Source organism: Rhizobium sp. RSm-3 (genome assembly GCF_001854685.1).
GTDB lineage: Bacteria > Pseudomonadota > Alphaproteobacteria > Rhizobiales > Rhizobiaceae > Rhizobium > Rhizobium ecuadorense.
This window is the reverse complement of the sequence record NZ_MAWZ01000034.1, coordinates 1-18,273: the sequence shown is the minus strand read 5'-3', so window position 1 is coordinate 18,273 and position 18,273 is coordinate 1. Positions and strand designations below refer to the sequence as shown.

Annotated in this window: 14 protein-coding genes and 5 pseudogenes; 11 read left to right on the top strand and 8 right to left on the bottom strand. The window is 56.1% G+C overall.

Going from position 1 to position 18,273, the window contains the following annotated elements; all coding sequences use genetic code 11:
- The first annotated feature begins 16 nt into the window (after positions 1-16).
- The 3 genes and pseudogenes from nifH (at position 17) to hemN (ending at position 2,650) form a co-directional block, all read left to right on the top strand.
- The gene (nifH, locus tag BBJ66_RS22870) at positions 17-910 is read left to right on the top strand and encodes a nitrogenase iron protein (RefSeq protein WP_071090019.1); all 894 of its coding nucleotides are present in this window, start codon (positions 17-19) and stop codon (positions 908-910) included.
- Positions 911-1,017: 107 nt separating this feature from the next.
- Positions 1,018-1,215: pseudogene (locus BBJ66_RS22865) on the top strand (hypothetical protein); the annotation flags it as partial.
- An 88-nt stretch (positions 1,216-1,303) separates the two neighbouring features.
- Complete coding sequence (gene hemN / locus BBJ66_RS22860) at positions 1,304-2,650, top strand: oxygen-independent coproporphyrinogen III oxidase (protein ID WP_080515689.1); 1,347 nt, start codon at positions 1,304-1,306, stop codon at positions 2,648-2,650.
- A 550-nt stretch (positions 2,651-3,200) separates the two neighbouring features.
- Here the strand turns inward: hemN and BBJ66_RS22855 are convergent.
- Positions 3,201-3,740, bottom strand: coding sequence for a hypothetical protein (locus tag BBJ66_RS22855; protein WP_004679185.1), 540 nt, complete (start codon positions 3,738-3,740; stop codon positions 3,201-3,203).
- Positions 3,741-3,868: 128 nt separating this feature from the next.
- Entirely contained in the window at positions 3,869-4,543 is a 675-nt protein-coding gene (locus BBJ66_RS22850) for a transcriptional regulator (RefSeq protein WP_029875595.1), read from the bottom strand.
- A gap of 175 nt (positions 4,544-4,718) precedes the next feature.
- Between BBJ66_RS22850 and BBJ66_RS33645 the strand changes: the two genes are divergently transcribed.
- The 7 genes and pseudogenes from BBJ66_RS33645 (at position 4,719) to nodD1 (ending at position 11,683) form a co-directional block, all read left to right on the top strand.
- Positions 4,719-5,135 carry a hypothetical protein gene (locus BBJ66_RS33645; RefSeq protein WP_011053452.1) on the top strand — a complete coding sequence of 139 codons (417 nt, stop codon included), beginning with the start codon at positions 4,719-4,721 and terminating at the stop codon, positions 5,133-5,135.
- 760 nt (positions 5,136-5,895) lie between these two features.
- Positions 5,896-7,952 (top strand): annotated as a pseudogene (locus BBJ66_RS22835) (carbamoyltransferase family protein).
- A 194-nt stretch (positions 7,953-8,146) separates the two neighbouring features.
- Positions 8,147-8,803, top strand: coding sequence for an FkbM family methyltransferase (locus BBJ66_RS22830; protein ID WP_012489572.1), 657 nt, complete (start codon positions 8,147-8,149; stop codon positions 8,801-8,803).
- Positions 8,804-8,878: 75 nt separating this feature from the next.
- Positions 8,879-9,173, top strand: a pseudogene (locus BBJ66_RS33640) (transposase); the annotation flags it as partial.
- Positions 9,160-9,703, top strand: a pseudogene (istB, locus tag BBJ66_RS22825) (IS21-like element helper ATPase IstB); the annotation flags it as partial. The pseudogenes BBJ66_RS33640 and istB, both read left to right, overlap by 14 nt.
- Positions 9,704-10,245: 542 nt before the next feature.
- Positions 10,246-10,578, top strand: a complete 333-nt coding sequence (nolE, locus tag BBJ66_RS22820; protein ID WP_012489573.1) for a nodulation protein NolE — start codon at positions 10,246-10,248, stop codon at positions 10,576-10,578.
- A gap of 166 nt (positions 10,579-10,744) precedes the next feature.
- Complete coding sequence (gene nodD1, locus BBJ66_RS22815) at positions 10,745-11,683, top strand: transcriptional regulator NodD1 (RefSeq protein ID WP_029532439.1); 939 nt, start codon at positions 10,745-10,747, stop codon at positions 11,681-11,683.
- Positions 11,684-12,035: 352 nt separating this feature from the next.
- On the opposite strand, the gene BBJ66_RS22810 is transcribed toward nodD1, so the two are convergent.
- From BBJ66_RS22810 to nodB, 6 genes are all read right to left on the bottom strand, one after another.
- Positions 12,036-12,452, bottom strand: coding sequence for a cupin domain-containing protein (locus BBJ66_RS22810; protein WP_012489574.1), 417 nt, complete (start codon positions 12,450-12,452; stop codon positions 12,036-12,038).
- Between the two features lie 206 nt (positions 12,453-12,658).
- Positions 12,659-13,447, bottom strand: a complete 789-nt coding sequence (locus tag BBJ66_RS22805; RefSeq protein WP_009998866.1) for an ABC transporter permease — start codon at positions 13,445-13,447, stop codon at positions 12,659-12,661.
- 3 nt (positions 13,448-13,450) lie between these two features.
- Positions 13,451-14,401 carry a nodulation factor ABC transporter ATP-binding protein NodI gene (nodI, locus tag BBJ66_RS22800; protein WP_080515691.1) on the bottom strand — a complete coding sequence of 317 codons (951 nt, stop codon included), beginning with the start codon at positions 14,399-14,401 and terminating at the stop codon, positions 13,451-13,453.
- 325 nt (positions 14,402-14,726) lie between these two features.
- Positions 14,727-15,344, bottom strand: coding sequence for a nodulation methyltransferase NodS (gene nodS / locus BBJ66_RS22795; protein WP_012489576.1), 618 nt, complete (start codon positions 15,342-15,344; stop codon positions 14,727-14,729).
- Between the two features lie 15 nt (positions 15,345-15,359).
- Positions 15,360-16,691 (bottom strand): chitooligosaccharide synthase NodC, encoded by a 1,332-nt coding sequence (gene nodC / locus BBJ66_RS22790; RefSeq protein ID WP_004679211.1) that lies wholly within the window; start codon positions 16,689-16,691, stop codon positions 15,360-15,362.
- On the bottom strand, positions 16,691-17,350 hold the full coding sequence (gene nodB, locus BBJ66_RS22785; RefSeq protein WP_004679213.1) for a chitooligosaccharide deacetylase NodB: 660 nt from the start codon (positions 17,348-17,350) through the stop codon (positions 16,691-16,693). The genes nodC and nodB overlap by 1 nt, the downstream gene beginning before the upstream one ends.
- 401 nt (positions 17,351-17,751) lie before the next feature.
- Here nodB and BBJ66_RS35820 point away from each other — a divergent pair.
- Positions 17,752-18,121: pseudogene (locus BBJ66_RS35820) on the top strand (nodulation protein NodZ); the annotation flags it as partial.
- Positions 18,122-18,273 lie beyond the last annotated feature (152 nt).

Genomic DNA, 18,273 nt, shown 5'->3' with positions numbered 1-18,273 from the left:
AAAGAAGGAAGGCGATATGTCAGATTTGCGTCAAATCGCATTTTACGGCAAAGGGGGGATCGGCAAGTCCACCACCTCCCAAAATACGCTCGCAGCGCTTGTCGACCTCGGGCAGAAGATCCTGATCGTCGGATGCGACCCGAAAGCCGACTCCACCCGGCTGATCCTGAACGCCAAAGCACAGGACACGGTTCTGCATCTGGCAGCGCAGGAAGGTTCGGTGGAAGACCTTGAGCTCGAGGACGTGCTCAAGGCCGGCTACAAAGGCATCAAGTGCGTGGAGTCCGGCGGTCCGGAACCGGGCGTCGGCTGCGCCGGGCGCGGCGTCATCACCTCGATCAATTTCCTTGAAGAGAACGGTGCATATGACGATGTCGACTACGTCTCCTATGACGTGCTCGGCGATGTGGTGTGCGGTGGCTTTGCGATGCCGATCCGTGAGAACAAGGCCCAGGAGATCTACATCGTGATGTCCGRCGAGATGATGGCGCTCTATGCCGCCAACAACATCGCCAAGGGCATCCTGAAATATGCCCATTCCGGCGGCGTGCGGCTCGGCGGCCTGATCTGTAACGAGCGCCAGACGGACCGCGAGCTCGACCTCTCCGAGGCGCTGGCTGCCAGGCTCAATTCCAAGCTCATCCACTTTGTGCCGCGTGACAACATCGTCCAGCACGCCGAGCTCAGGAAGATGACGGTGATCCAGTACGCGCCGGACTCCAAGCAGGCCGGGGAATATCGGGCGCTAGCCGAGAAGATCCATGCCAATTCGGGCCAAGGGACCATTCCGACCCCGATTACCATGGAAGAGCTCGAAGACATGCTGCTCGACTTCGGCATCATGAAGAGCGACGAGCAGATGCTGGCCGAACTACAGGCCAAGGAGTCAGCGGTGGTTGCGGCTCAATAACTGCCGCTGTCGACAGGACGCGCTGGCCCTTGCGCCAGCGCGTCCTTCCAAGAAAGCCGCTTCGGCGACGACGACCTAACCCGAACCTTGAAAGGGGGCAGGGGCCCATGAGCCTTGATTACGAGAATGACAGCGTTTTGCATGAACAGCTCATTGCGGAAGTATTAGCGCAATATCCAGACAAGGCGGCGAAGCGCCGCAAGAAGCACCTCAGCGTCGCAACGAGCGGCGACGAGCCTGGCGATGAGCCGAAGGCCCTTTCCGAATGCGACGTCAAATCGAACATCAAGTCCATTCCGGGCGTGGCATGTGCCCAATAGGACCACGCTTTCGAAGGAAAAAAACGTGTCAAATATTGTATGTGAACGTGACACGGACTGCAGGCGAAAGTCTTTGCGCGCACCGTCGTCGATTTTCGTTCCGAACACAAATAGCGGGGCGCAGTTGCCTTGGTATACTATCTACCCAACAATACAGGAGTTTTCTCCAGAAATCGGCGCCCACACTTATGAGCAATGGCTGAGAAGCCAGGGAACTGATGACGCTGTCTCGCTCTATCTCCACATTCCATTCTGCCGCTCGATGTGCTGGTATTGTGGTTTTCCGACTAGCATCACTCGTCGGGACACTTTGATAACCGATTATCTAGCAATGCTGCGCGAGGAAATCCGCCTGGTCGCCGAGCAAGTGCCGCAGGCACTCTCCGTGGGTGACGTGCACTTTGGCGGCGGATCCCCGACCATTATGCCATCGGCAGACTTCCTGTCGCTAATGGAACTCCTGCGCGGCCGTTTTGCGCTTGAGCGAGGTGCAACCATTGCCGTTGAGGTCGACCCGCGCACGTTCACCACCGATATGGCCGAAGCCCTAGAAAGAACCGGTGTGAATCGCGCAAGCGTCGGTGTGCAGAGCTTCGATCCCGTCGTACAAAAAGCGATCAACCGGATTCAGAGCGAGGCGCAAGTGATGACCGCCGTCGAAAACCTCCGCCTGCATGGGGTCAGGCGTATCAATTTCGACTTGATGTTCGGTTTGCCGAACCAAACCGTCCAGTCCTGTCTCGAGAGCGCTATGTTAGCTATTGCGATGCGTCCCGACCGCCTCGCGGTTTTCGGTTATTCCCACGTTCCATCTTTTCGAAAAAATCAGCGCTTGATTGACACAGCAGCACTGCCCGATATAGCCGCGCGAGCTGAGCAGGCCTCAGCCATGGCCGATACGTTAGTTGCAGCAGGCTATCTGCAAATTGGTCTCGACCATTTTGCTTTGCCGGATGACGAGCTTGCAATAGCACAGAGAGCTGGTCGTCTGCGCCGAAATTCGCTTGGTTACTCTGCCGAAACCTGCTCAACTGTCATCGGTTTGGGCGCGTCCGCCATTGGTCGTTGCGGCGACGGTTACGTTCAAAACGATCTCACGCAAAGCTGTTATAACCGGCACATAGCATCCGGCCGCTTGGCGATCTCAAGGGGCTACCGTTTAGCTACCGAGGATCGCGTAAGAGCTGCAATCATCGAACAGCTCATGTGCTACTTGGAGGCGGACATATCAGCAATCTGTACGGCTCAGGGATTTGATCAGACCCATCTAGTGAGTTCAGCTAAGCAGCTAGAGATTCTGGCTGAGGATGGGATCGTTGAGTTTGACAACGGTTTAGTCCGTGTGCGGCACGAACGTCGCTCTGCCCTTCGCCATGTCGCTGCCGCGTTCGATGCTTATCTTGGCCGCCAGCCGATCTAGACTGGCAAACGGAGGACCTTGGAGTGATCACTTAATCGAGCTCGAGTTCGTCGAGATGTTAGGCAGGAGGCAAGCCCCCAATTGCTCGATTTTAAATCGATCGCTGAATTCGCAGTCCATGGCATGTGTCGGTCTCGATCGCGTCACAGTTCAGCTCTCGCCACTGGCAAAGAAATCCGCCGTCAAATATCGTGAAAGGTCTGGCGCAGCACGGCTTCACCGGCTCGGTTGCGCGCGCCAACTTGAAGCAGGCGACACCTTCGTTCAAAACGGACCAGACGCCCGGACAGTTCAGCTTGACGCCACCAATGCGGCTTCGATTGCGCAGGCGGCGGAGACGCGCATCCAGGAAACCTGCGGCAGGCTCGATGTTCACGGTGGCGATCGAGCGCGGTTAAATGCCTAGAACATGGCCTAAACACTCTTGTCGTTGATCTCGACGAAATGGGACCGTGTTCGGACCCCAATTATTTGTCCTTGCCGTACACAGGTGATGCTGCCGCTGGCTCCACTACATGCCCAGGGCGACAGGTTGTTGCACTGCGACAGGTCACCGTTCAAACCGCTCCAGCATTGTTCTCAACTGCGCGTTTTGCAGCCTTAGCTTTCTGGCTAGCTGCCTCCTGAGCACCCTGATGTCTTCGTCGAGGCTCATCTGGTCCGCAGTGTGAACTGCCGGGGCAGCGTTTGCAATCGCGGCTGATGCCTTCTTACGCGGGGCGACCTCGAGAGTTCGCTCGAGCCTCGTAGCATCGTGCCCAGCGGCGATGTCGGTACTAAGCCCGCCGAATGGAGGTGGATCGGCCGCCTCAACGTTTTTGGCATCTTGGCCTTCGACCTGATCGTGGCCACCGATTCCGACTTCCTTAGAAACAACAAACTCGGTGGAAATTGCAGGAGAATGGCCGTGACGGGGAGGCCCCTCGCTTGCCGGTCGAACGGCGCTTATCAGGCTCTTCTCGGCAGGCGTTTCGGTCGGACCGGCAATGGCCAATGTGTCCGGCGTAACCTTCTGGTCCGAGCCGTTTTCTCGCTTTTGTTCGCGACCCGGTGAGATCAGTCGGGCAAGAAGTTTCCAGGGAGACGCCATCTATCCGACCTCGCGTTTTATCCCGCAAGCAGGCAGTGAGTTTGGGGTCCGGCAACAGCATTACCGTTGCCGAATTGTTTGTCTCGATAAGAATGTAGATCCGGTCGCTTATTGACCGGCTGCTTATATCAATCGAGCTTGAGCCGTTTGCGCAGATCTTCATTTTCAGCGCGAAGTTTTCCAGCAAGAAGCTTGCGCAGCCGCTGATTTTCCTCTTCCAACTGCAAAAGGTCTGCCATTTCATCGCTCGCCGTCATCGGGGCAGCCGGCGCTGCCTGCACAGCCTTTGGAGCACGGCGCACAGGTGCGCGTTTGGCGCTCGCCGTGGCTTCGATAGCCTTTGTCTTGCGCCCTCTCCTCTTCACACCACCGTCCCCGGCCAGCGCAGCTGCCGGCTCTGCCGTAGCGTCAGCTAACGCGGTCTCGAGTGCCGCGACTTTTTTGGCGCGCGGTTTGCGCTGTTTCTTCGGCGCATTAGGCGTTTCGACAACGGTCTGTCCATCGACCTTGGTTGTCGTATTAGTCTCGTCGGCCATGCTCATCTCCTGTGTATCTGATGCAGTTGTCGACGGCCCGAGAGGCGCTGTCAACAACTGCTCGGCCTGATCTTGTTCCGGCAAAGACATTTCGCTGTCGGGTTTGCCACTCTGAGAGCTACCTGACAGAAAAGGCAATGCCTCTTCCTCTAGATCGCGCGCGACTGACTTTAGATCCACATTGCCCCAGATCGAGTTCGATCTGGCATCAAGTTTTCGCCTGCCGTTCTTGTACTCGACGGCAAAACTGCGTTGCACTTTTTTCAATATAAGAGGCCTTGGAGAATCCACGGGGTGGCTGATGTTATGCTGGAACAGCACGAATAGCGCCTACCGGACTACCAGTCTATACCCACGGTCTAGCCTGAGGCCAATTTTTTAGCGCCGCATTATTTTTTGGAGTTACCGCGGCCTCTGCCGATTTATCGTCCCGGTCCCTAAAGTGGTGAAGGAGCCGCGCACCAACCCAGGCTTCTCCTTCGTCGGCTGGCGCTTCAAAGACCAGATGCTGCGCACTTACGCCGGGGAAAATGTTGAAGCGCTTGGCCCACGTTTCGCGGCACTCGCAGCGGCGGTGCTGACCAAGACCGAACGCAGTTTCCTTGCAGCTAGCGCCGCCATTAGGCTCATTGATGTGCCGAGACGAACATGCGGCTTGGCTTTGTCGGCTGAAACAAGAGTAGCGAAGGAGTGTTGCTTTTATGACAAGACACGAGGAGTTTGTCGGTCGAATGTCACAGGCGGATCTGCCTTGCACACGGCCGCCATAGAGAGAAGGATGGGGTCGCCGCTCGCTTCACTGCTGAGTCACGCCATCGTTTTCGTGAATGCATTCCATCCAAACAATCGATTTTACTGATCGAAACGGTTGCCATTAGAAGACGCTGAAGAAGCGTTTTGTAAAAGCCGTAATTCGGAGTTCTTAAAATGGGTCCTCGGGTGCCGTGGAGACTGTGCTGGGAAAACGAGATGAGGCAGTCGGTCTGCTGCCTGGTCTCGATCGTTATCTTGCGCTCGACGTGATCGGGTAGAATCTTGGTCGTTGCTTCTCGACGTTTCAGTGGGCTCTCACGGGACGCACTTTTGCCCCGGTCGATGCCGCCTCCTATTCGTCTTCACCGCGCGCTGGTCATCTTTCTACTGCTTCCCCTTCTAGCGTTTGTTGCAGATCGGTTCTCACGCCGTGGGCGCCGTTCGACGTGATTATCAATGGCGGCCCCACCGCGTGGGAGCTGAGTTCGGTGCTGGCGCATATGCGAATGACGGAGGCCGGCGGCGGAATTCTGTGTGCTATGCCTCGGAGCCAACGCAGGCGCACTCGCCGCTGCAAGGATACGGTCTGCGACCTTTGCAGCGACCACCAAACGTCGTTGTGGCTGTCGGGCGGAAAGATGAAGGACTGGGTAATGTGGATACGTTACGCGGCGTTACTGCCGCAAATGCTTCGGTCTGGGGCTCTGTTAGCGCCGATTGTCGGCAATCTCACCGATCCGGTCACGATCTGATTTCGGCTTCGACCCGTGAGCTCTAGCTGCACTGTCAAGCGCCACCCTATGAAACTGCGAAAGCCGGTGGCCAGACCAGAGCGACCTACCTTTCGAAACGAACTGGAGAGCAACATGCTGTGTCTAGGGCTCAGTGGCGGTCTAAGCAGAGTCTACGAAAATTCGTTCGATCTACCGAACACCTTTATGCACGATGGGGCTGCGGTTCTCGTTCGCGACGGGCGAGTGATAGCGGCGGTCGAGGAGGAGCGCCTTAACCGGACAAGCACTCCAACAAGTTACCAACGCGTTCGATTCAATATTGCCTCGCATCTGCAGGTGTTCACCTGAGCGACATCGACCGCATCGCGTATTATGCGACCGAGGCCTATTGCAACGCTGTGCTCGAGCGCGTGCGCCTCTCTCACCCAAGTACCCCAATACCGGACGCGAGACTGTTGTTGTGCGGATTACTCGGGCAAGAATTTGGTGCCGAAATTGATCCCTCACGTGTGTCGTTCGTGAGCCACCATATGTCGCACGCGGTGAGCTCGTTTTTCATGTCGGGCTTCGAGCGAAGTTTGGTCCTCTCAATTGACGGCGGTGGAGACTTTCTTTCGGGGCTTTTGGCGATTGGTTCCAGCACGGAGATTGAGCCACTCGTGACATTTCCGGAGAATGATTCTCTAGGGCTGCTATACTTGGAAACGATCCGCTACCTAGGTTATGGCGCGTTCGATGAATATAAGATCATGGGTCTGGCACCTTACGGCAATCCCGCTTCGTACCGCGAGATCTTCGAACAATTTTACGAACTCCTAGACGACGGTGGTTATCGGGTCCATCTCGACCGAGTTGGTCCTACGTTGCTCAGTAACATTCAAATACGCCAGAAAGGCATGCCGTTCACGCAGCAGCATAAAGATGTGAGTGCTTCACTGCAGGAAGCACTGGAACGGATCGTGTTCCACGTCCTACGGCATTACACCAAGGTTACGGGCATCGAACGACTGTGTTTGGCCGGAGGAGTGGCTCACAACTGCACTTTGAATGGCAAGCTGCTGTACTCGGGGATGTTTGACGACATCTTCGTGCAACCGGCTGCCCATGACGCTGGCTGCGCACTAGGCGCCGCATTGATGGCGTCTCATGATCTGGGGCATCCGGCACCTCGTGAGCGTTTGCAAAACGTCTATTGGGGACCCGACCTGGAGAGCGAAGGAAGCGTGGAGGAGGAACTTTTTGCTTGGGGCCAGCATCTCGAAATTGAACGGAGTGATGACGTGACAGGCAAAGCAGCCGATTGGATTGCGGATGGCGCCGTGATCGCCTGGGTGCAGGGGCGTTCGGAGTTCGGTCCACGGGCGCTAGGCAACCGGAGTATTCTTGCTGATCCGAGGCCGGCGTCAAACAAGGATCGAATTAATATGATGGTCAAGAAGCGGGAAGGCTACCGCCCATTTGCTCCCTCGGTATTGGAGGAGGACGCCGTGGAATTTTTTGATCTGCCAGGTACCTTGCGCAAATTTCCTTTTATGAATTTCGTAGTGTCTGTGCGCGAACCCAAGCGTAGTTCGCTAGGCGCCATCACGCACGTAGATGGTACGGCTCGTTTGCAGACAGTGTCACGCGAGACAAATCCCGCATATTGGGAGCTAATCAATGCTTTCGGGAAGCGAACCGGCGTTCCGATCTTGCTCAACACGTCGTTTAACAACAACGCCGAGCCGGTAGTGGATTCGGTTAGGGATGCCGTAACGACTTTTTTGACGACCGACCTGGATGCACTTGTCATCGGTCCATTTCTCGTCAAGAAGCGAATCTCAACGATGGAGGAGTGGAATAAACTAGCAGTTTCCTTGCCACCTTACGCAAGTCTCCATCAGGCGCGTGCATATTCCACCCTGGATCGGCAAGAGACTGTATGTGAGATCCGCACAGGCGCCTCCAGCCTGCAGGCCGTGCGTATTTCACCGGGGTTGTTTGAACAGCTAATTAGGATTGAGGGAGAAGCCCTGGTTGGCGACATTTTGGATGGAATCGCGCCTGTTTCAGGTAGTCGTGAGACTTTCCTAAATGAACTTCGGCAGATTTGGGAGCAGCGTTGCATATGCTTAAGCCCGGTACGTGGCCGCAAATCACAGGTATCCGTCCCCGCTGAGGCCTCGGTGACTAGTGGGCTTTCAGCATAGCTTGGGGTCGCTTCGTTACGCCAAACAAACTCGCGAATAACAAAGCCCGCGACCGACAATGCGCCGTGCCCACCTAATCGCACGGCGACGCGTCAACAACCATGTCGAAAGAAGGGCCAAATGGCTCGGTATTTCAGTGATATCCTGCCCGAGCTCGTTCAGCAGGGGCACTTCGAAAAGTTAAGGAGACTGTGATGGATCCGGTGTGTGAGTTAAACGTACATCGACAGATCGTTTCGCTTCTCGATAAGCCTAACCCTGTAATCTTTGACATTGGGTGCAATGACGGAAGCGATGCTCAACGCTTTCTGCGCCTTCTTCCGAGCGCCCAGCTCTATTGCTTTGAGCCAGACCCCAGAGCCGCTGCACGCTTCAAGGAGAAAATGGGTTCTGATCGGGATCGGATGAGGCTATCCGAGGTTGCGATCAGCGACCGAAACGGGATGATCGAGTTTCATCCCAGCAATGGCAATGACAGCGCTAAGGAATGGGATCTCTCGGGCTCGATACGCCGTCCCAAGAACCATCTTTCTGAGTACGAGTGGGTTCGGTTTGACCCTCCGATTTCGGTTGAGACTAGGAGGCTGGATGACTGGTGCAGCGAAGCTGGCCTAGAGAATATAGATCTCATCTGGATGGATGTGCAGGGAGCCGAGGCCGACGTTATTGCCGGTGGCAATCAGATCCTGATGAGAACGCGTTACATATATACTGAGGATAGTGATCATGAGCTTTATGAAGGCCAGCTTCCCCTGCGCGCCATTCTTGAGCTCTTACCTTCCTTCCAGATGGTAGTTGAGTATCCCCGAGGAGTGGAGGGTGACGTTTTGCTTAAAAACACAAGCCTATAGCCGGTTCCCTTTTTGGGATTCAAGAACCGCGCCGAGTTTGCCGGAGGCTTCAACTCATGAGAGATTGGAGCCGATATGAGCAAGACAACGAACAAATTCTCGCCTGAAGTCCGTGAGCGTGCCATCCGCATGGTGCTGGATCACGAAGCCGAGCACCCCGCGCGGTGGGCTGCCGCTTCATCTATCGCGGCCCAGATCGGCTGCTCGCCGGCCACGCACGCTACACGAATGGGTGAAGAAGACCGAGGTCGATAGCGGTAAGCGAGCAGGCCGGCCGAACGATGTCGCCGAGATTATGAAGGCTCTTGAGCGGGAGAGCCGCGAGCTTCGTCAGGCCAACGAGATTCTGCGCAAAGCGTCGGCGTATTTTGCCCAGGCGAAACCTGCCACCGGAAAAGACGCTCGACAGCTTTGATTTTGATGCAGTCCCTATGGTCTCCAAGGCCCAGGTCATGGCCATTGCCGCTGGCGACAGCTGGGTCGCGAAAGGTGCCAATATCCTCATGTTCGGTCCGCCGGGCGGCGGAAAGAGCCATCTCGCCGCGGCCCTCGACCTCGCGCTGATCGAGAACGGTTGCGGGTGCTGTTCACTCGCACGACCAACCTCGTCCAGAAACTGCAGGTCGTACCGCGTGAACTCCAGATCGAATCCGCCGTCGCAAAGCTCGACAAGTTCGATCTGCTTATCCTCGACGACCTGGCCTACGTCACTAGGACCAGGCCGAAACCCGCGTGCTCTTCGAACTCATCTCCCAAGATATGAGCGGCGCTCCATCATCATCACCGCCAATCAGCCCTTTGGAGAATGGAACCGAGTCTTTCCGGACCCGGCCATGACGCTTGCCGCGGTGGACCGACTTGTTCATCACGCTACGATCATTCGAAATGAACGTCGAAAGCTAATGGCGACGTTCCGCGATGGAAGCCAAACGTGGTCGACCCAGCTGGCTTGCGGCCATTACCTCTATCTCATTGCAAAACGATGACACTGAAACGTCAGGAATCCGGTCTTCTCCATACAAGGCAGCCGATCGAACAAAATGTCGTAGCCTGACGGGAGACGCAGGGGTGTCCCTCCCGCACGCGGCGCCCTTTGCTATCCCGGATGAAGGGGATGGCGGCAACGACATGCGCAAGCCCACTGAGGATAGAAGGACTGGGTGAAAAGGCGCCCCTGAAAACAGTGGGTTTGGCGACACTTGTTGGTTCGGGCAGGCAAGACGTCGTCTACATGCATCAAATGGATGACTCGCATTTAAACAATAGATTTCACCAATTTTCGCGGATGCTCCATAGACGGCCGTCTCCACTCCACCGGGTATGATCCGTTGAAAGGCTCTCAACCAATCCAACAACGCCTGTAGCCCCGAAGCACTGGCGGCGGGAATGGCATCAATCCTACCTGGTATCGCCTGGCCTTAGCCGAAGAAAGGAAACGTCTCATGAAGGTTATTGGTTACTACGTCATCGTTGCAGCGTTGCTCGCATTGACATTGCGGGCCGGGCCGTCACTTGCAGCAGATGATCGTAACCAAGATTGTGGCCCGGCGGCAAGTGACCCCCGCGCAAACCTGAATGGTGCTGACAAAGCCCATTCAGCGGAGCACACTCAAGACTTCAATTGCCAAGATACTCCTGCCGAAGAAGGTGAGTGCTACGAGTGCGTCTTACCCCCCGAAGTACATATTGAAGGCGCCGAAGTGATCGACGTCGCAGACCGAAACTTTTATCCTCGGAAAACACTGCTACTCGCCAGAATGATCAGGCACCACTGAATCGTGTCGGTTGAAGGTAGCAGTAAGACCATCAAAGCCACGGCGGCTGGAACATCGATACTTTCTCAATTTTAGGCGACCCTTTGCTTGCTGATCTCTCGTGGCGCCGCACTGCGAGACCAAGCCTTTTCACCTTTTATCTCGCCACCTCGCTATGGATGAAGACATGCGGTTCAAGGGCCTTGATCTGAATCTCCTCGTCGCACTCGACGCCTTGATGACCGAGCGTAACCTCACGGCGGCAGCGCGCAGCATCAACTTGAGCCAACCGGCCATGAGCGCGGCCGTCGGCAGGTTACGCACCTATTTCAATGACGACCTTTTTACCATGGTCGGTCGCGAACTCGTTCCAACCCCGCGTGCGGAGCGGCTCGCGCCTTCGGTCCGCGAGGCTCTGCTTCACATCCAGGTTTCGATCATATCCTGGGATCCGTTTTGCCCTGCTCAATCGGATCGCTGCTTCAGAGTCATTCTTTCCGATTACGCCGCACTCGTTTTTTTTGAAAAGGTCGTGACGCGTGTCGCCCGAGAAGCGCCCGCCGTCAGCTTCGAGTTGCTGCCGATCGCCGATAACTACGATGATTACTTGCGGCGCGGTGACGCCGATTTTCTCATCTTTCCGGAATTGCTCATGTCGCGCGCACATCCTAAGGTGGCGTTATTCGAGGAGACCCTCGTGTGCGTGGGCTGCCGCTCGAACAAGCTACTCTCGGAGCAACTTACACTCGAGAGGTATATGTCGATGGGACACGTTGTGGTGAAGTTTGGGAACGCTGCTTCCATCGAGGAATGGTGTTTGCTTGGGCACGGGCTTAAGAGACATGTCGAAGTAGTCGTGCAGGGCTTCAGCATGGTTCCGTTCATGCTTTCAGGGACCGAGCGCATAGCGACAATGCCCTTACGCCTGGTCAAGCAGCTCGAAAAGACAATACCCCTGCGGATCGCCGACCTTCCGCTACCTTTGCCCGCGTTCACACAGGCCCTCCAATGGCCCGCGCTTCACAATAGTGATCAGGCAAGCCTCTGGATGCGGGACGTGCTATGCCAGGAAGCATCCCGCATGCCTTCGCCCCATGAGGTAATGAGACGTCTCAGGATTTCCTAGCAACCTTTCGTGGTTTTGTCGTTCGGCGTGATTCATGGCGTCGGAATGAGGAGCCTCTTTGAAACGCCGCCGCTACAGTCTCACGGATGATTGATGATCCTGTCGCCGCTGGCCCAACAGCCGCGCTGACTGACGACCAAGTATGGAGGAACTGGACAGATGCTCTCCTACGCCCGCCGTTCAACCGACCAATGAAACAACCTCCTCGACAGTTTGTCGACGACTCAAGTCGAAGGTTCACGCAGCTCCAATCGACATTAGCAAGGAGCGGCAAACCAACCCCTAATATGGGACGGGTTCACCACATCCGAGCCGTGGCGCCAGATTGCCCTCCGGTAATACCTCAACGTCTTTATTTTTGCGGCAGAACATTCTCACTGCCCTTTTCCACCTGATCGATCACGAGCAGCTTTACCGGCTCGGTGCCGTTGTTCGCCCCTTTATGCCATATGCCCCAGGACTCGACGATAAAATCTCCTGCCGTGAAAATGCTTTCTTTCCCAGATTCTGTATTGGTGACCGTGATCTCCCCCGAAAGCACATAGCCATAGCGCTGATAGCGATGCTGATGAATTGGCAACGTCGCACCGGGCGCAATCTCATAAATCGAAGCGATGACCTCGACATTCTTCCGTGGAACGATGATGGGCTGACCAGCAATCGTACGATCGGTCCTTAAGATAAGCGTAGCCGCGACCGCTTTGTTTTCGAACGCGTTCGCGGGACACGCCAGAGCAAAGAGCGCCGTAGCGATTGAGATGACCTTCATTTGCTTTTCTCCTGATACAAGCCGGATTTTCCTGAAGAGTGTTTGCTTCCGAGTTCGGCCAGTTGCAGAGCGACAAACCTGCATCGTCTCACCGGCGCCGACACGGGTTCATTTGTTCCCGGACTATGATGATTATCTTCAGAGCTCTGCGGGTCTTTTCAAGATACTGCATCGCAATACCCCTCATGGCGTGGTGGCGAGTAGCGTCAAGACATCAGGCGCCGACGCAACAGCGCTGCCGACAGGAAGAACGGCAAAATCGCGTAGATGCAAAGCGCGCCTATATGCAGGCCCATGCTACCCGCGGGGCGCCCAAGCATTGCCGGGCGTATGAGGTCGATCGCATGCGCTAGAGGCAAGAACTGCGCTACCTGCTGAAAGGCCTGGGGCAGTTGCGCGATTGGAAACACCGCGCCGCACAAGAACAGCATTGGTGTCAGGACGAGCGTCTGGTAAAAAATGAAATACTCGTAACTGGGCGCAAGGGCCGTGACTACCATCGCAAGGCTCGCGAATGCAAATCCAGTGAGCATGATAACTGGCAGCACATAGACGACTGATGGCCACGTCGCATAGCCTAGCACGGTGGCGACGATTATGATTCCCGTACCGGCAAGAAATGCCTTGCTCGCTGCCCATGCCAACTCACCCAGGATGATGTCCCCAAGTGTCATTTGTGTGTAGAGCATGGCTTCCCAGGTGCGTTGGGCGTGCATTCGCGTAAAGGCCGCGTAAATCGTCTCGAACGTCGCTGAGGTCATCGCGCTTGTCGCCACCATGCCGCCCGCCAAGAACGCAACGTAGGTTGTGCCGTCAACGCGACCCACAATAATTCCGAGGCCAAGGCCGAGGCCAAAAAGGTAGATCATAGGATCGGCCAGACTTCCAACAATTGACGCAAGTGCTACTTTCTTCCATGCCAGATAGTTGCGTCGCCATATCGCAATCCAGTTAAAAGCGTTGGCGGGCAGAGCCGCGGCACAACCTTCACCCATCGTTCACTTCTCCATCTCGCGCCCGGTCAACCGCAAAAACACATCCTCAAGATTCGGCGGACGCTGGAGAATGCGCAAGCCCGCGCGCTCCCGCAACCGCACACGCACCTGCTCCGGGTCAGACACATAGCAAAAAAGGGTCTCGCCGCTAATTTCGACGCGATCGGCATATGGCCCGACCAGCGATTCCAATTCATGCGGATCGCCGCCGTAGATTTCAATGACTTCGCACCCGATCAGTTCATCGATCAGGTCATGCGGCCGCCCTTCGGCAATGCTGCGACCTCTTTCGAGTACGCAGAGTCGATCGCATAGCCGTTCGGCCTCTTCCATGAAATGGGTGGTCAAGATGATCGTTTTGCCGCGCGTAAGCAGGGAACGCAGGCGCTCCCAGATCAGGTGGCGCGCGTGCGGGTCGAGACCGGTGGTCGGCTCGTCCATGACAAGTAGCTGGGGGTCATTGATCAACGCACGCGCTAGCGTCAGGCGCCGCTTCATGCCGCCTGAAAGTTCAGACACACGCGCATTCACCTTGCTCTCTAGGCGTGCAAACTCAAGGAGCGACGGCATGACCGCCTCGACTTTGCGTGTATTCATGCCGAAGTAGCGGCCGTAGACCAGCAGATTCTCGCGCACAGTGAATTCAGGCTCAAGGTTGTCGAATTGCGGCACCACGCCGATACCCTTTCGCGCCAAGCGAGCCTGGGCAGGCACCGGCACGCCGAGCACAGTAATCTTCCCCGCATCAGGGGCTGTCATGCCAAGGATCATGCGTGCGATCGTGCTCTTGCCCGCGCCGTTCGGTCCAAGCAGCCCGAAGCATTGCCCCGGGGAAACGCGGAACGATAGCGCGTTGACCACGGCCTTGTCGCCATATGTCTTGCTTACGTCGAAAAAATCTATTGCGGACATGAACATGCGCTCATCTGACCGTCGGGCGCCGTTGACTGGCATTTCTTCGGTTGGTTGTGTTCTTCCTGGTCCATCGCACCGTATGTGTTCATTGCGTCTCCATTAAAGGGCTGGCAGCAGCATCCGGGAAAACGCCTCGTCCGTGGTAATTGGCACTCGTGTTGCAGAGCAGCCGAATGTCCCGAGCTTGTTACATTCGAAGAGTAGCTCGGCGACTTCACGGAGAGAGTGCCTGGGATGGTCTGCAATTGTGCAGATTCATCGAGATGGACAACAGCCGGAATTCTGTCCTGGCATCTCATCCGCGTCTTTTTATACCACAGACGCGCATAGTGTCTCCATGTCTGAACGTCGAGGGTTGGGGCCGTTAGGAGGCAGAAATCGGATTCCGGAAACAGGCGAGTAAGCAATCTTCGTTGACCGAGCCACCCCGACACTCAAGCCGCTCTAGCTCGAGCAAAGTTTCGTTCAGCATGTCGAGGACCGTCTCAGCACCAGCAACGTGGCCCCAGCGACGACAATTGGCGTCGCGCGCCGATCCGAAAACCAGATATCCATCTGGCGCAAGCATCCGCACTAAATTCCGAACAGCCCCTCTCATCTCGGCTATTCCTCCAATATAGTAGAGCACTTCCGCCACAACGATCAAATCAAACCTCTCGTCAGGTGAAAACTGTTGAACATCAGAGACTATCCAGCTGATGTGCGGAGAATCCCTCATGCGTCGACGCGATCTTTCTATAGCGTGAGGCACAACATCGATCACGGTGAGCCGTTTGCAGTGGGGGGCTAGCTGCACCGTAAATGCGCCGGCAGCGCATCCCACTTCGAGCGCATTTGAGATGGATCCCTGGGCAAGCGCCAAGCGGAGCATTTGCGTGTGACGCTCACGCTCGAATGGATTGGCGTCGAGTCCCCATGGATCGGGTGCAGCCAGTTCCCGATTCAGCAATTGATAATTGTCGCTCTGTGTCAACTCGTTCACCTCGGTAAATAGATCTTACTCGTCGCTGCACATGCAGTCAGACGTCGTTCGCCTGGCAGAATCGCGGGCGGGGTTGAGCCTTCGAGGCGCTGTCGCATGTCCAGAACATTCTGTAGTGCGCGCATCAGTCGCCGGATGTTGATTCGAGTTGCCAGCAGAGCTGCGCGACAGCCAGTCGCTATTGCTCAGCGTGCACAGCGCGTAGGCTTTCAAGGGCAGTAGCAGAAAAATATTGATGAATGCATGCAGAGAGAACCCGAGGAACCGTCGTTGGCGGGCCCGGAGCGCGACAACGCTGCAGTGGATCATCGTCATGGCCACGATCATCAGGGATGCCAACCAAGGCACGGTGCCCGTCAATGCAAGCTGTGCGAGCCCCGTCAGCACTGATAGTGCCAGAAGCAGCGGTCCGAGGTTCTGTCCGACAACGTCGAGCGTAAGGAAGCGATGGAGGTTGGGCAGCAGGCGCAGCCCAAGCAACGTGTCCCGGTACGTGCTCCGCGCCCAGCGTAGTTGTTGGCGCAGATACGGTCCTAGCTTGTTCGGAACGACTGTCGCTGCGATGGCGCTCGGCACGTACTCCGTTCGAAAGCCTGCCTTCAGCATAAGAATGGTGAGATGCCGATCCTCACCGAAATCGCTTGGCTTTCCCCGAAAATACTGTGATTCGTACTGGTCAAGCAGCGAAGCGAGCGCAGAGCGACGGTAGATAGCACATGGACCGCAGCAGCACATAACGGCTCCGAAGCGAGCTTGTGCCGCACGCTCCTCGTTGCAAGCCAGCCAGTACTCCATATCGATCAAACGGGTCAGCCAACTATCGTTTCGGTTGCGGGCCGTCAACTGTCCCATGGCCGCGCCGACAGCCGGATCTTGCATTTTAGGCACGAGCTTCCTGATGACGTCAGATGCGAGGATCGTGTCGGAGTCGACGTTTAACACCATATCTCCAGCAGAGCGGCGTATCGCGGCGATCTGTGCCTTCCGTTTACCAACATTCTGGGGAAGCAGGAGAATATTGAATCTGGGGTCTCGTGCGAAGGCCTCGTGCACAGGTCGCAAAGCCTCGCGATTTTCGGAACCGTCATCAACTAGGTAAACCTGCAGCCTTCCCCCGTATTCCTGACCCGCAATAGAAGCCAGGCACTCCGAAAGCGTGCGGGGATCCTCGTTGAAGCTTGGCACGATGACATCTACGCTGGGCAGCTCCTCAAAGCCGGCCAAGCTCTGGGACGCCAATGAAACATCGGTCGGCAGAGAATAAACGGCCTGCACGCTTTTATAAGCAGTCGAGAGAAGTGCATAAAGCGAGACGGCGACAGTGCTGGTTGTGTCAAGCATATCCATCAGAACTCCCGAGGAAGCGAGCGGAATACAAAGCCGCGATCATGCAAAGCTGGAATTATGCTAGATAACGCCATGATAGTCTGGTGGCGCAGACTGCGGTCAGTTCCTTGTTGCATTTCACTGGAGGGACAACCGTCGTGCAAGAGCACGATTGACCCCGGCCGGACAGACTGCAGCACATCATTGACAATGCCGTCGGCCCCGGGAAGAGACCAGTCTCGCGGATCTACCGACCAGTGCACGGCAGTGAGTTCCGCATTCGCCGAAACCTTGAGCACTTCTTCGGTCCAGATGCCGTAAGGAGCCCGGATGTGCCGCACCACCGCCTGAGGCGACGCCATTTTTATGGCTCTGTTTGTCTCGAGTATCTGACGTTGCACCTCGTCGGGTTCGCAGTCAGACAGGTCTGGATGCGTCATTGTGTGGTTGGCGACTTCATGTCCCTCTGCAATCATTCGCTGGATCAATTTAGATTGATCGGCCAGGAACTCGCCGATGACGAAGAATGTTGCCGGCACCCGGTGTTCAGCCAGAATATCGAGAATCTCCGGTGTACAAAATGGATGCGGACCGTCGTCGAACGTCAAATAAACGCTGTGACTACCAGTGCCGTCATCGCGCTCACCGTGCACTTCGCACGAGCAATCGAGGTGCGTCATTGCTCTCGTCCTTTCCGGTAAATTATCCTGGTGGCATTCGGAGACCGGCCACCAAAGGGTAGGATGATGACGCCGCGCGTGGACGCAGGTCGAAACGCGCGCGTGGCAGCGTGTAGCGTACGCCGTTTCCCCAAAATAGCGGTCACCAGGCCGCCTCGTCTGAATCTGTCAATACCGCGGCTCGTTGCGGACTGTACCGAGTGCGATTGGTGGTGAACCCCCGAGCTGTCGACGATTGCAAGGTGATGCAATGGGCTGATCGACCGCTTATGCAAGCATTACATTCCAAAGCCACACATTTGACCCCTCTACACCACTGGGCGCGCCATCGACGACTTGATTTCCGTCAAGATGCTCGTCTAATGGATCACGCCATTCAATTCGTAAAATCGATTGTTTGGATGATACCCATTCACAGCATAGATAAAATTCGAGCTCCACGGTTCCTGCTAACGGACCGAGCCTGTTGTCGTGACTGGCGGGGGACTTGCGTCGTCGTTCCCTGGAAGAACTTATGAGCCGATTCAAGATATTGCTGGCGTACGGGTTATTTGCGATGACCAGATCACCAGTTCTCATTTCCGGGACCGTTCTTCCCATCATGGTGGAACAAGCCCTCAATCGAGAGTGTTTACCGCCCCGATGAACAAATTTTCCGGGAACGTGAACCGAGCTTCTTTAAGCCCAGGACGATACTGATGCTAACACGGTAGTTTGTGATGCCTGTTAATGTGGCGGTGCGACCAAGCTGCCGAACGCCAGATATTTCAGATGACCTGCCACTGAATTTTCATCCGGCGGCGATTAGAGCCTCGGCGGTCTTTGAAACGCTCCCAAACGTTGGACCACCGGATGCTAGAGTTTTCCGGCTTCATTCAGGGAGGCGGGCTGGTTGCGCCTCCCGAATTCACCAACGAGATCGG